Raw genomic sequence first — 12453 nt, 5'->3', positions numbered from 1 at the left:
CAGGGAACGCCAACGTCTCACTCCGCTGGAACACCCCTCATCCGTCTCGGCGCTAACGCGCCGATCCACCTTCTCCCACAAGGGGAGAAGGGAAAAGAGGCATTGCCATTTTGTTCCGGCCTCGTGATTCTGCTCCTTTGGAGCGACTGATTCGATGCGCGAGATCATCTTCGACACGGAAACCACCGGCCTTGATTCGCGCGACGATCGCGTGATCGAGCTGGGCGGCGTCGAACTGGTCAACCGTTTCCCGACCGGCAGGACCTTCCACCACTACATCAACCCGCAGGGCCGGGCGATCCATGAGGAAGCGCAAGCCGTGCACGGCATCAGCGCGGCCGACCTTGCGGGCAAGCCGACCTTTGCCGAGATCGCGCAGGCGTGGCTCGACTTCACCGACGGCGCCAAGCTGGTCGCCCACAACGCGACCTTCGATATCGGCTTCCTCAATGTCGAATTCGGCCGGCTCGGTCATCCCGTCGTCGATCCCGGCCGCGTCGTCGATACGCTGGCGCTGGCGCGCCGCAAGCACCCGATGGGCCCCAATTCGCTCGACGCGCTCTGCCGGCGCTACGGCATCGACAACACGAAGCGCACCAAGCACGGCGCGCTGCTCGATTCCGAATTGCTGGCCGAGGTCTATATCGAGCTGATCGGCGGCAAGCAGGCCGCCCTCGTCCTCGACAGCTCGACAGCACCGGCGCGAGGCGGCGAGAATGTCAGGCACATCGAGATCATCGTCGCCGAGCGTGCGAGGCCGCTGCTGCCGCGCCTGACCGACGCGGAGCGCGCGGCGCATGCCGCCATGGTCGCCACGCTTGGCGAAAAGGCGCTTTGGCTGAAGGCGACGTCACCCGAATCAAATACCGCGACGTCGTCCTAGCCTTCAGTACGGCCATTCGCTCCGGCCCAGCGCGCCAGCCGCCGCGATGATGCGCGCGAATGCCTCGGCGGCTGCGGGCACCGTGGTGCGGGCGCGCAGGAAACTGTGAACCAGGCGCTTCTCCTCATGACACCATGCCTTGCCGCCGGCGGCCAGGATGCGGTCGCGGTAGGTCTCGCCGTCGGATGACAGCGGATCGCACTCGGCCGTGATGACCACCGTCGGCGGCAGGCCGGAAAAGTCGCTGTCGCGCAGCGGCGAGAAGGTAGGATCGTCTGGCGCTTGCGGCTTGGCCGAGCGGACGTCGCGGTAGAAGGCGATGTCGCCGACGGACAGCAGCGGCGCCTCCGCATGTTCGACATAGGAACCCTTGCTCTCGTCGCCGCCGAGACCGGGATAGATCAGCACCTGGCCGATCGCGGTCCGGGCGTGTTGGCGCGTCGCGTGCGCCACCGCGGCGGCCAGATTGCCGCCGGCGCTCTCGCCGCACAGCACGAGCGGCAGGTCTGACGTCGCCACCGCCCATGTGAAAGCGGTCATCGCATCGTCGAAGGCGGCGGGATGGACATGCTCGGGCGCCAGCCGGTAGTCGACCGACAGCACGTCGAAGCCGGTGCCGGCGCAGAGCTCGGCGCAGATGTCGTCATGGCTGTCGAGCCCGCCAAGGATGAAGCCGCCGCCATGGAAATAGAGCACCATGGCGCGCGCGGGGCTGCCGCCGAGCTGGTAGTGGCGGATCGGGATGTCGTGGCTCGGCGCGGCGACCAGGCCGTCGCTGACCTTGACCGCTGTCGGGCGCCCTTGATGGAAGGCCCGGCACATCCTGTCATAAACCGCGCGCTGCCTGTCGATCGGCAGGCCGGTGATCTCGGGCGGATACCAGGCGTTGACGCGGTCGATGTAGGCCCACAGCGCTGGATCGAGCCGTGTTTCGTACTTGCCGCGGCCGGTCATGTCAGCCTGCCCAACCTGTCACAGATCCGCGTAGAGGGCGGCTGCGTTATCGAAACCGAAGCGCAGCGGCACCGAGCCCTCGACCTGCCAGGCGGAGACCGCCTCTCCGGCCAGCAGCCGGCAGGCGCCGTCCGTGTCGGTGACAGCGCCGCCATAGAGCCGGTTGGCAAGGTTGAGGATGCCGGTCTGGTGCATGGCCGCGCTGCCGCTGCCGCAGGCATCCTTGACCAGCAGCACGCGAAAACCTTTCGCAACCGCATCCTTTACCGATGCGTCGATGCAGGCCTCCGTCCACACACCAGCGATGACCAGCCATTCGATGCCGGAGGCCTTGAGTCGATCGGCGGCTGAGCCAGTGCGAAAGGCGCTGGCCTCGGCCTTGACCAGCAGCGCCTCGCCAGCGGCAGGCGCCACCTCATGGCAGATTTCGGTCAGCGGATCGCTTTTGTCGGAGAAAGCCGATTTGCCGTCGGCGCCGACGGGATGAAAGGGCCGGTCCTGCTTGTCGAGGTCGACGATATAGGCCCAGTGCTGGAGCGGCACGTGGTTTGCGCGCGCCGCTTCCTGCAGGCGCTGGACATTGGCCAGGATCCCGGCGAAGCCTTCGACCAGATAGCGCGGGTCCTGCCGGTGCTCTTCCTGCAGGTCGATGAAGACCGCGGCCACGGTGCCGCGCTTGATGGCGATGGGAGCCTTCACGCCAGAAACTCATCCTCATAGGGGAAGCGCGACAGAAGCTCCGTCCCGGTGTCGGTGATCAGGATCTCGTCCTCCAGCTTGACGCCCTCGCGGCCGCCCTTCTCGCCAATATAGCTTTCCACGCTCACCACCATGCCTGGCACGATATGGCCGTCGCGGCCATAGGTCTCGTAATCCATGGCATGCGCGATAAACGGCGTCTCGCCATGCATGCCGACGCCGTGCATCACCGAAGTATAACGCTGGTCGACGAAACGGTCCGGGATCTTCCAAGCCTTCTCGGCGATTTCGCGGAAAGCCATGCCGGGTTTGACGATCGAGATATTGTGCTGAACCTGGTCATGCGCCATGCGGTAGAGCGACTTCTGGTAAGCGGTCGGCTTGCCCGGTCCGCAGCGGAAGGTGCGGGAGAAATCGGAATAGTAGCCGTAGCAGCCGATCGTGTCGGTATCGAGCGCCAGCAGTTCGCCGGGTCGGATCTTGCGGCCGCTGGCTTCGTTGAACCACGGATTGGTGCGCTGGCCTGATGTCAGGAGCCGCGTCTCGATGAATTCGCCGCCCTGGCGGATGACCTCGCCATACATGATGGCGAACAGGTCGTTTTCGGAAACGCCGGGCTTGATCGCCTCGCGCACCGCATAGACCGCGGCTTCAGCGCCGGCCATCGACACTTGCAGGCATTTCACCTCCTCCGGCGTCTTCACCGCGCGCACCGCCAGGATTTCGCCCTGGCAGTCGCGGACCTCGCAGCCGCGCTTCTCCAGCGCCAGCGCCTGCAGATGGCTGCAGCGGTCGAGCCCGAGCTTCATCGAGCCGCCGCCATGTTTTTTCAACAGCTCGGCGATCTCGTCGGCGAACGGCCCGGCGGTTTCGTCGTCACGGCCGGAGACAGACGACCAGACCAGCTTGGACGGACGCGCCTCGTCGATCGTGTCGAGCACCATCGAGACATGGTAGCTCTGCGGGTATTCGAACAGCACGATCGGCCCTTCGGTCGGGATAAAGAAATAGCGGGTCGAGTTGCGCAGGAAATAGCCGAACATGTTGCGCGAGCCGGTGGCGTAGCGCTGGTTGTAGGGGTCGAACAGCACGACGCCGCCATAACCAGCCTCGCGCATCCAGCCGCGCAATTTGGCCAGCCGACCCTTTCGCAGAGCGTCGGCATCGATGAAGGACGGCTCGGTGTCCGACAGCCACATGCCGCCGGCCGGATCGGCCGCCGCCGGGTGGCGCATGCGGTCCTTGAAGTCCACGTCTTCGGTGCTGTCGGGGTCGAATACGACGATGCTCATGGGTGCCTGGCCTTGGGTGGATTGCAAGGTCGGAGCATGGCGCAGCCGGGGCGGATGGATTGTGCGAAATACCGCGTTTGTTGTGCGGAATGCCGCCGCAACCTCGGTTAAAGCCAATCACACATGATCAAAGACGGTCCGGCCATTCATCGGTATTGTGGAGGCATTTCAACTCAGCGAATATATCCATGACTATTGGAGCTCAAATCGTGCCAAAAAGAAGAGAACCGGCGATAGACATGAATGCGCTACGGCTCAGAGCTAAGAAAGAAGTTACGCAGAAATATTCGGCTTCGCTCATGTCCAATACAAAATGGCGCACTTTGTTCAAAGCATTGGAAAACTCTGGCGTTGATATCAAGGGAATCGCAGTCAAATTTGTTGGCGACAGCGAGGAATGGTCACCGGTGTTCCCTGGTTTATACCCACCCCATGCCTACGTGGATTTATGGCCCTTGAATGTCCACCCGTTGGTCGAGATAGAGTGGATTGAATTTCGGCGGATTGTGATGAAGACGAGACCAAACAATGTGCCCCCGGCGCTTCTTCCACAAGACATAGACGCTATTCGCAAAGTGATCGAGGCTACCGGCAAACGCTTCCCCCTTGAAGCTACCGAACAAGGTTTGCGCGTCGTCGGCCATCTGAAGTAGCCAAGCTACATTTCGCCGATCTTGGGCTGCGGGGGCAAGGCCCTAATGCCTCCTCGCCAGTTTCGGCGGGTGCCCATGCTCCTCGCGAAAAGCCCGGGCAAAACTCGACATCGAGGCAAAGCCGCAGGCCAGCGCCACGTCGCGCACGGCAAGCGTCGAATGCGCCAGCAGGTCGGCGGCGCGCTTCAGCCGCAGGCGCCGGTAGTAGCCATTGGGCGAGATGGCGAGTTCGGAGCGGAAGGAGCGCTCGAGCTTGTCGGAGGATACGCCGAGCCGGGCCGTCAGCTCCGTCATGCCGAGCCGCTCCTCCACCGCGTCCTCCATGATGGCGATGGCCGACAGTACCAGTTCGTTCTGCACGCCGGTGCGCAGCCTGAGCGGCATCAGCTTGCGGTCGACGCTCGATCGCAACTGGCTGTGCACGAACCATTCGGCGACGCCGGCGGCAAGTTCGGCGCCATAGTCCCGGGTGATGATCTCCAGCATCATGTCGAGGCTGCCGATGCCGCCGGCCGAGGTGAAACGCTTGCGGTCGATGACATAGAGGTCGCGCCTGAGCTCGATCGTAGGGAAGGCCTCGGTGAAGGCGGCCTGGCTGGTCCAGTGCAAGGTGCAGGCATGGCCATCGAGCAGGCCGGCCCGTGCAAGGAAGAACGCGGCATCCGCCACCGCGCCGATATGGGCGCCATTGCGCAGGCTCTTGCGGATCCAGCTTGCCGCGTCCTCGGCGACGAGATGATCGGCGTCGCCGCCCGAGCAGACGACGATGCGGTCGACCTTCGGCGCATCCTCGGCATGGAAACCGGGCTGGATGACGACGCCGTTCGAGGCCTCGACGGCCCCTTTCGTGCCGCCGACGATGATCCAGCGGTAGCACTCCCGCTTCGCCAATATGTTGGCGGCACGCAGCGGCTCGATGACGGAGCTGAACGCCATCATCGGAAAGCCGGGGAACACCAGCACCGCGAAAGTCAGGGGCTCGGTGGGTTTTTCGGGTTCGCGCGTCGCCATGGGCGCTACATCTCGGGCGAATGGCGCGCGAGGTCAACCTGGGGTGATGCCGATCGACAACCATGAAACGTCGGCGCCGGACAGCGCTGGCTTTGGAGATTGGCTGGTTCCTACGAGAGCGCCGCCGCTTCTATCCCCCCAGCGCCTGCTCCAGATCCGCGATCAGGTCATCGCCATCCTCGATCCCGGCCGACAACCTGACCAGCGAATCCGATATGCCGATCTCGTCGCGCTTCTCGGCGGGAATGGAGCCATGCGTCATCAGCGCCGGATGCTCGATCAGGCTTTCCACGCCGCCGAGGCTTTCGGCGAGTGTGAACAGCTGCGTGCGCTCGAGGAAGCGTTTCGTCCCGGCAAGATCGCGGTCGAGCACGGCTGATATCATGCCGCCGAAGGCATGCATCTGCTGGACGGCGATCGCATGCTGCGGGTGGCTGGCGAGGCCGGGATAGATGACCCGGCGCACATCTTTTCGCGCTTCCAGCCACTGCGCGATCTTCAGCCCGTTGTCGGAATGCCGCTCCATCCTGAGCGCCAAGGTCTTCAGGCCGCGCAGCGCCAGGAAACTGTCGAACGGGCCCGAGATGGCGCCGATGGCGTTCTGCAGGAATTTCAGCTGGGCGGCGAGATCCTTGTTGTCGCCGACAACGGCCACGCCGCCGACCATGTCGGAATGGCCGTTGAGATACTTTGTCGTGGAGTGGACGACGATATCGATGCCGAGTTCCAGCGGCCGCTGGATATAGGGGCTGCAGAACGTGTTGTCGGCGACCGTGAGAACCCCCTTGCGCTTGGCCAGCGCCGCGACGCCTTCGAGGTCGACGATGCGCAGCAGCGGGTTGGTCGGCGTCTCGACCCAGAGCAGTTTCGTTTCAGGCCGGATCGCGGCCTCTACCGCCGCAAGGTCGGTGAAGTCGACGAAGCTGACCTGGAGATTGGCCGAGCGCTTGCGCACCCGCTCCATCAGCCGGAAGGAGCCGCCATAGATGTCGTCGGTGGCGACGATATGGGCGCCGGAATCGAGCAGCTCCAGCACTGTCGAGATCGCCGCCAGGCCGGAGGCGAAGGCGAAGGCCGCCGTGCCGCTTTCCAGATCGGCCACGGCGCGCTCGAAGGCAAAGCGGGTGGGGTTCTGGCTGCGCGCGTATTCGAAACCCTTGTGCACGCCGGGCGACTGCTGGCCGTAGGTCGAGGTGGCATAGATCGGCACCATCACCGCGCCAGTCAGCGGGTCGTGGCTCTGGCCGCCATGGATGGTGCGCGTCGAGAAGGCCAGGCGGTTCTTGCCGGCCGGCGGGGTATGTTTGGTCATCGTGCGCGCCTCAGATGGTTGATCAGGTCGATGCGGGTTATCAGGCCGACGAACTCTTCGCCGTCGAAGATGATGGCGACCTCGTTGCGGTCGAACACCGGCAGCAGCGCATCCAGCGTCTGGCTGGCCTGCAGAGTATGCAGATTGGAGGTCATGGCCGTGCGCACCGGGCCGTTGAAGCGCTCCCAGCGCCCGTCATAGGGGCCGTCCACCTTGGCCAGGATATCGCTCTCGTCGACGATCCCGACGAGCTTGCCATTGTCGAGCACCGGCAGCTGCGAAACGTCCGAGCGGCGCATGCGGCCATAGGCGTTGAGCAGGCTTTCGTCCGGGCCGACAAAAACGGTGTCGCCGGTGCGGTGCGAGCGCATGACGAGGTCGCGCAGATCGCCATGCTGCTCGTGCTCGGCCAGCCCCTGCTCGGCCAGCCAGAAATCGTCGAACACCTTGGACAGGTATTTGTTGCCGCTGTCGCAGACGAAGGTGACGACGCGCTTCGGCACCGTCTGCTCGCGGCAATAGCGCAGTGCGGCCGACAAAAGCGTGCCCGACGACGAGCCGGCCAAAATGCCTTCGCGCGACAGGAGGTCGCGCACCGCCAGCATGCTCTGCTTGTCCGTGATGGAATAGGCCTTCTTGACCAGCGACAAATCGGCATTGGGCGGCACGAAATCCTCGCCGATGCCTTCCACCGTCCAACTTCCGGCCTCTTCCATCTTGCCGGTCTTGATCAAGGGCGCCAGCACCGAGCCGACAGGGTCGGCCAGCACCATTTCGGTCTTTGGCGATACCTTGGCGAAGTAGCGGCCAAGCCCGGTCAGCGTGCCGCCCGAGCCGACGCCGACGACCACCGCGTCGACATTGCCGTCGAGCTGCGAAAAGATCTCCGGGCCGGTGGTCGTTTCATGCGCCAGCGGGTTGGCCGGATTGGCGAACTGGTTGGCGTAGAAGGCGCCGGGCACCTCCGCCGCGATCTTCTCGGCCATGTCCTGGTAATATTCGGGGTGGCCCTTGCCGACATCGGAACGCGTCATGCGCACCTCGGCGCCCAGCGCGCGCAGGTGCTGGATCTTTTCGCGCGACATCTTGTCGGGCACGACCAGCACGATGCGGTAGCCCTTGGGGATGCCGACCTGGGCAAGGCCGAGGCCGGTATTGCCGGCGGTCGCCTCGACGATGGTGCCGCCCGGCCTGAGTTTGCCTTGCCTTTCGGCGGCGGCGATCATCGACAGCGCGATGCGATCCTTGATCGAGCCGCCGGGATTCTGGCTTTCAAGCTTGATGAACAGCCGGCATTTGCCGGTGTCGAACTTGGTCAGCTCGACAACCGGCGTCTGGCCGATCAGGTCGAGAACCGATTTGTAAGGTGGCCGCAGGCGGGACGTTGCACTTTCCGAGGGACCGCTGTCAGGCGCGGCGACCTTCTGCTCGCTCATTCAGATGCTCCATGATCGATCAAGCGACCGCCCAGAGCATGATGCCGAAGTGTGAGCGGTTTTCGGGCGACATCATGCTCTATTTCTTTGATTGAGCCGGCAGAGCGGCAGCGTAGCTTCTTTTCCAGCCGTTTACAGTTGGAAAGAAGATAGATCGTGCCAATCAGACGGCCAGACGGGGAATGAAATTCCAGTTTGTAGCATGGTCGGCAGGCCAGAGGGGGGCGCCGTAGAGCGCAACCCCATCAGCCATTCACCCCAGCAACTGCTTGCTCAGCCTTGCACACTGCACGCGAATATCCGGAATGGCGTCGATCTCGAAGAAGGTGCCGCGCGTCAGCGGGCCGACGGCGAGGATCTTTCGCGAGACCGTGCCGTCGCTGGCGATGATCTCGCAATTGGGCGACACGTCGAGACCGATGCGCATCGGGTCCGGCCGCGCGAGCCCGCGATCGACCAGCGAGCGCACCACGCTGTTCGAGGAGGTCGAAATGTCACGCACGATGCCCGAGCAATCATAGATACGGGCGACGTCAAAAGTCTCGACCAGCTGGCTGTGGCGCGACTGGACGTCGACGGTGAAGGTCTTCCCCGGCACGATGCCGACGACGCGGCCGGCGACAAGCCGGATGCGGCCGGATTGCACGGCCTCGGTCACCTTGGCGTAGACTTCGGGCGCCATGCGATGGCGGTGGATGTCCCACCAGGCCTTGGTGTGCTCGACGAAGCGGCGCTTGGCGGAAGCCGGCCAGTTCTGCCAGATCTTCTGGTTGAAGGGACGCAGGCCGTCGACCACGTCGCGCCAGTCGATGCCGGCCTTCTGGTTCTCGCGGATCAGGTCGCGGAACCAGCCGACGAAATAGGAAAGCTGGGTGCCGAGCGGGATGTCGGCGACGTCGAGCTTGATCGGATTGCCCTTGCGGTGCGGCGACGGCAGCAGGCCGCGCCGGGAAACGGCGATGATCTTGCCGGTGTGGCCGCGCTGTTCCAGCGCCAGGAACGCGTCGACCATGCTGAGGCCGGTGCCCAGCACCATCACGGGGCTGTGCGGATCGAGCGCGGTGTCGGCTTCCGAGCCCATGCGGATCGCATGGCCTTGCGCCGGCTGTTCGTCATGGCCGGTGGCGAGTATCGCCAGATGGGCGACGACGCTGGTGCCGTTGGCGAGCGCCACCTCGACGCCGGACGGTGTCGGCGTGATCGACAGGCTCTCCTCGTGGATCAGGCGCAGCCGCCCGGTCGGCTGTTCGCGCGCTTCGAGTTCGTCGAGCAGCTCGCCGAGATAGCGGGCGTAGATGCTGCGCGGCGCGTAGAATGGTGTCTGTGGCGTCTGCTCCTGGCTCACCAGGCCGCGCGCCTGCAGCCAGCGCCAGAAATTGCCGAGGTCGTCGGCATAGGCGCTCATGCCGGCGGCACTCACATTCAGCACATGCGCCGACAGCAGCGTCGAATAGGCGATGCCCTGGCCGAAATGCGGGCGCTTTTCGACCAGCGTGACACGCAGATCCGGATTGGGCGATTTCAGGAGATGCGCGGCCAGCACGACGCCCGAGGCGCCGCCGCCGACAATGATGATCGAGTTGGGGATGATCGAATTGGCACGCCCGCTCATGCGCGTTCCTGCATTATGCGAAGCGTCAGGCCTGGACCTTCACCGCGACCGGAAGATCGCCGATCTCCCTCGCGGCTGGAAGCTCGTCGAGGCCGATATCGCGCATTTCGGCGAGGCTGCGCTGGTCGAGCACCTCGGCGATCGCCTGCCGGACCTCCAGCATCACGTGTCGGACTTGGCATGTCGCCTCGTTGCAGTCTTCGCAGCGCTGATATTGTGTGCGGCTGGCGCATGGAATTGGGGCCAGCGGCCCGTCGAGGACGCGCACGACGTGGCCGACCTTGATCTCCTCGGCAGGGCGCGCCAGCCGGTAACCGCCATCCTTGCCCTTGCGGCTCTGGACGAAACCGGCATTGCGCAGCTCGCCCAGGATGGCGTCAAGAAACTTCTTCGGGATGTTGTTGCCGGTTGCGATGTCGTTGACGAAAGCGAGCTGCCCGGCCGGCATCTGCGCGAGGTGTACAAGCGCCTTGAGGCCGTACTTGCCTTTTTTGGTGAGCATAAACCGAACGTTTCTCTGTCATGCGATGGCTTGAAGCCATCCGTTGCGAAACGCCTGGCGTGCCTCCCCGCCGCGTCCAAGCATCCATGACACATAAATTCTAGTGACATGATATACAAGCCGAGAACTGTTGATTTTGCTTTGTTTTCAAGCCGTTTTGGCCATTTTGTCAGGCTTTTGTGCCATTAAGAGCACAGAAATGCACATCGACGGCCCCAAAGCGACGGATGGCTCCAGTCGGGCCGGTCGTGTCGCGCGCCGACGCACGCGCCGCCGACAGCCGATGCATGCCGCGAGCGATCATGGTGGTGGGGTGCCCGCTCATCGTCGCCTCCAATTCCCTCATGTCGATAAGGATACTATACTTACCCTCGAACACGCGGAACGGCTTGTCAATTCCGTAGCTGTTTGAGGCATGGATTTGCGTGATGTTGGCCTGGGTAAGAATTTATCATTCGTGCGTGAACGGCACAGACAGCAGTCGAGTGCCGGAGCCTCTACAACTTCGTCATCCACGGGCGGAGCAGCCGCGAAGCGGCGTCGCGGAGACCCGAGGATCCATTCCGTGACGTTGATCGAAGAGTGCAGCGGTGCAAAGTTCTGAACCGTGGCGACGCTTACATGTCACGGCATGGATCCTATGGTCTGCGCCGCGTCGCTTCGCTCCTTGCTCCGCCATAGGATGACGAAGGTTGGAAGGTTCGCGGAGCGCCATTCCTGCTCCTACAGCGGTCTGTCATCGGAGCAGCGCCAGCGGGCTGCAGCCGCCCTATGCGCTCTGGCCTTCCGCTACCGGCAGATTTTTTCCAACAAACCCGCCTTCGTTGGAAGGATTTAACTCTACAAGGCCGATAGAATTAGCGGACTATCATAGGGCAATCCGGTTTTCTCTGTTTTCATGGAGCCCTTTGATGTCCACCATTTCGCGACGCATTCTCCTTCTGTCGTCGGCAGCCCTTGCCGGCGCCGCCTTCCTCGGCCCCGCCCTGGCCGAGGACCTGAAGATCACCATCGGCTACCAGACGGTGGTCGAGCCCTCCAAAGTGCCGCAGGCCGACGGCGCCTACGAGAAGGCCACCAAGGCCACCATCGACTGGCGCAAATTCGATTCCGGTGCCGATGTCATCGCCGCGGTCGCTTCCGGCTCGGTCGACATCGGCTATGTCGGTTCGAGCCCGCTGGCGGCGGCGGCCAGCCACGAGCTGCCGATCCAGACGATTTTCGTCGTCGGCCTGATCGGGCCGTCCGAGGCGCTTGTCGCGCGCAACGGCGCCGGCATCGAGAAGGTCGCCGACCTCGCCGGCAAGAAGGTCGCCGTGCCCTTCGTCTCGACCACGCATTACAGCCTGCTCGCCGCGCTCAAGCATGAGAATGTCGATCCGAAGTCGGTTGAGATTCTCAACCTCAGGCCGCCGGAAATCGCCGCCGCCTTCGCGCGCGGCGACATCGATGCCGCCTATGTCTGGGATCCGGCACTCGGCCAGATCAAGACGACAGGCAAGGTCGTGCTGGATTCCTCGCAGGTCGCCGCCTGGGGCGCGCCGACCTTCGACGCCTGGATCGTGCGCACCGATTTTGCCGAGAAGAACCCGGAAGCGGTGCGCGACTTCGTCAAGGTGACCGGCGCCGCCTATGCCGAGTACCTCGCTAAGCCGGACGCCTGGTCGGTTTCGTCGCCTGAGGCTGGCAAGATCGCCAAGCTCACCGGCGCCAAGCTCGAAGAGGTACCCGAATTGTTGAAGGGCTACGTCTTCCCGACGCTTGAGGAGCAGGCCTCCGACAAGTTCCTCGGCGGCGGCACGGTCAAGGCGGTCGCGGCGGCATCCGCCTTCCTCAAGGAGCAGGGCAAGGTCGACGCCGTGCTTCCGGACTACTCGAAATACGTGACATCGAAATACGTCACCGAGGCGCTGGCCTCGAACTGAACTCAAGTGATGAAGCGTCCCCGCATGTCCTGGCGGGCATGTGGCGGCGCTCAAATGGCTCGCGCGCTCCTTCCCTGACGCCGCGTGCTGCCTGCCCCGGACCTGCTGACGAGGAGCCGTTCCGGGGCAGTCGGATTTCCCATTCGTTTGACCATGATCTCTGGACAAACGGAA

General features: G+C 63.8%; 12 protein-coding genes. 3 read left to right on the top strand and 9 right to left on the bottom strand.

Annotated features, from left to right (window positions below; all coding sequences use genetic code 11):
• Window positions 1-154 precede the first annotated feature (154 nt).
• Complete coding sequence (gene dnaQ / locus MesoLj_RS04740; protein ID WP_202325246.1) at window positions 155-883, top strand: DNA polymerase III subunit epsilon; 729 nt, start codon at window positions 155-157, stop codon at window positions 881-883.
• A 3-nt stretch (window positions 884-886) separates the two neighbouring features.
• Here the strand turns inward: dnaQ and MesoLj_RS04735 are convergent, their stop codons facing one another.
• From MesoLj_RS04735 to MesoLj_RS04725, 3 genes are read right to left on the bottom strand one after another with little or no spacing between them, the layout of a single operon-like run.
• Window positions 887-1837 carry an alpha/beta hydrolase gene (locus MesoLj_RS04735; protein ID WP_202325245.1) on the bottom strand — a complete coding sequence of 317 codons (951 nt, stop codon included), beginning with the start codon at window positions 1835-1837 and terminating at the stop codon, window positions 887-889.
• Between the two features lie 18 nt (window positions 1838-1855).
• Window positions 1856-2536 (bottom strand): isochorismatase family protein, encoded by a 681-nt coding sequence (locus tag MesoLj_RS04730; protein ID WP_140776353.1) that lies wholly within the window; start codon window positions 2534-2536, stop codon window positions 1856-1858.
• Window positions 2533-3828, bottom strand: coding sequence for a M24 family metallopeptidase (locus MesoLj_RS04725; protein WP_202325244.1), 1296 nt, complete (start codon window positions 3826-3828; stop codon window positions 2533-2535). The genes MesoLj_RS04730 and MesoLj_RS04725 overlap by 4 nt, the downstream gene beginning before the upstream one ends.
• Before the next feature lie 188 nt (window positions 3829-4016).
• Here MesoLj_RS04725 and MesoLj_RS04720 point away from each other — a divergent pair, with 188 nt between their 5' ends.
• Window positions 4017-4481 (top strand): DUF6678 family protein, encoded by a 465-nt coding sequence (locus MesoLj_RS04720; RefSeq protein ID WP_202325243.1) that lies wholly within the window; start codon window positions 4017-4019, stop codon window positions 4479-4481.
• 42 nt (window positions 4482-4523) lie between these two features.
• Here the strand turns inward: MesoLj_RS04720 and MesoLj_RS04715 are convergent, their stop codons facing one another.
• From MesoLj_RS04715 to MesoLj_RS04690, 6 genes are all read right to left on the bottom strand, one after another.
• Window positions 4524-5492 carry a GlxA family transcriptional regulator gene (locus tag MesoLj_RS04715; protein ID WP_202325242.1) on the bottom strand — a complete coding sequence of 323 codons (969 nt, stop codon included), beginning with the start codon at window positions 5490-5492 and terminating at the stop codon, window positions 4524-4526.
• A 130-nt stretch (window positions 5493-5622) separates the two neighbouring features.
• Complete coding sequence (locus MesoLj_RS04710; protein ID WP_202325241.1) at window positions 5623-6804, bottom strand: trans-sulfuration enzyme family protein; 1182 nt, start codon at window positions 6802-6804, stop codon at window positions 5623-5625.
• Entirely contained in the window at window positions 6801-8240 is a 1440-nt protein-coding gene (locus MesoLj_RS04705) for a pyridoxal-phosphate dependent enzyme (protein ID WP_140776365.1), read from the bottom strand. The genes MesoLj_RS04710 and MesoLj_RS04705 overlap by 4 nt, the downstream gene beginning before the upstream one ends.
• 253 nt (window positions 8241-8493) lie before the next feature.
• Window positions 8494-9852: an FAD/NAD(P)-binding protein gene (locus MesoLj_RS04700; RefSeq protein WP_202325240.1), complete on the bottom strand. Its 1359-nt coding sequence runs from the start codon at window positions 9850-9852 to the stop codon at window positions 8494-8496.
• 25 nt (window positions 9853-9877) lie between these two features.
• Entirely contained in the window at window positions 9878-10354 is a 477-nt protein-coding gene (locus MesoLj_RS04695; protein WP_202325239.1) for an RrF2 family transcriptional regulator, read from the bottom strand.
• Window positions 10355-10523: 169 nt separating this feature from the next.
• A complete protein-coding gene (locus MesoLj_RS04690; protein ID WP_202325238.1) occupies window positions 10524-10679 on the bottom strand; it encodes a hypothetical protein in 156 nt (51 codons plus the stop codon).
• A 586-nt stretch (window positions 10680-11265) separates the two neighbouring features.
• On the opposite strand from MesoLj_RS04690, the gene tauA reads away from it, so the two are divergent.
• The gene (gene tauA, locus MesoLj_RS04685; protein ID WP_202325237.1) at window positions 11266-12279 is read left to right on the top strand and encodes a taurine ABC transporter substrate-binding protein; all 1014 of its coding nucleotides are present in this window, start codon (window positions 11266-11268) and stop codon (window positions 12277-12279) included.
• The last annotated feature ends 174 nt before the right edge of the window (window positions 12280-12453 follow it).

This window comes from Mesorhizobium sp. 113-3-9 (assembly GCF_016756515.1).
Taxonomy (GTDB): domain Bacteria; phylum Pseudomonadota; class Alphaproteobacteria; order Rhizobiales; family Rhizobiaceae; genus Mesorhizobium.
Note: the sequence above shows the minus strand (reverse complement) of the source record. Positions and strands in the feature narration are given on the sequence as shown.

Coding starts and splice junctions, on each gene's coding strand:
- MesoLj_RS04725 (WP_202325244.1), bottom strand. CDS start 3,828: ATGAGCATCGTCGTATTCGACCCCGACAGCACCGAAGACGTGGACTTC.
- tauA (WP_202325237.1), top strand. CDS start 11,266: ATGTCCACCATTTCGCGACGCATTCTCCTTCTGTCGTCGGCAGCCCTT.
- MesoLj_RS04715 (WP_202325242.1), bottom strand. CDS start 5,492: ATGGCGACGCGCGAACCCGAAAAACCCACCGAGCCCCTGACTTTCGCG.
- MesoLj_RS04735 (WP_202325245.1), bottom strand. CDS start 1,837: ATGACCGGCCGCGGCAAGTACGAAACACGGCTCGATCCAGCGCTGTGG.
- dnaQ (WP_202325246.1), top strand. CDS start 155: ATGCGCGAGATCATCTTCGACACGGAAACCACCGGCCTTGATTCGCGC.
- MesoLj_RS04720 (WP_202325243.1), top strand. CDS start 4,017: ATGACTATTGGAGCTCAAATCGTGCCAAAAAGAAGAGAACCGGCGATA.
- MesoLj_RS04695 (WP_202325239.1), bottom strand. CDS start 10,354: ATGCTCACCAAAAAAGGCAAGTACGGCCTCAAGGCGCTTGTACACCTC.
- MesoLj_RS04700 (WP_202325240.1), bottom strand. CDS start 9,852: ATGAGCGGGCGTGCCAATTCGATCATCCCCAACTCGATCATCATTGTC.
- MesoLj_RS04705 (WP_140776365.1), bottom strand. CDS start 8,240: ATGAGCGAGCAGAAGGTCGCCGCGCCTGACAGCGGTCCCTCGGAAAGT.
- MesoLj_RS04690 (WP_202325238.1), bottom strand. CDS start 10,679: ATGAGCGGGCACCCCACCACCATGATCGCTCGCGGCATGCATCGGCTG.
- MesoLj_RS04710 (WP_202325241.1), bottom strand. CDS start 6,804: ATGACCAAACATACCCCGCCGGCCGGCAAGAACCGCCTGGCCTTCTCG.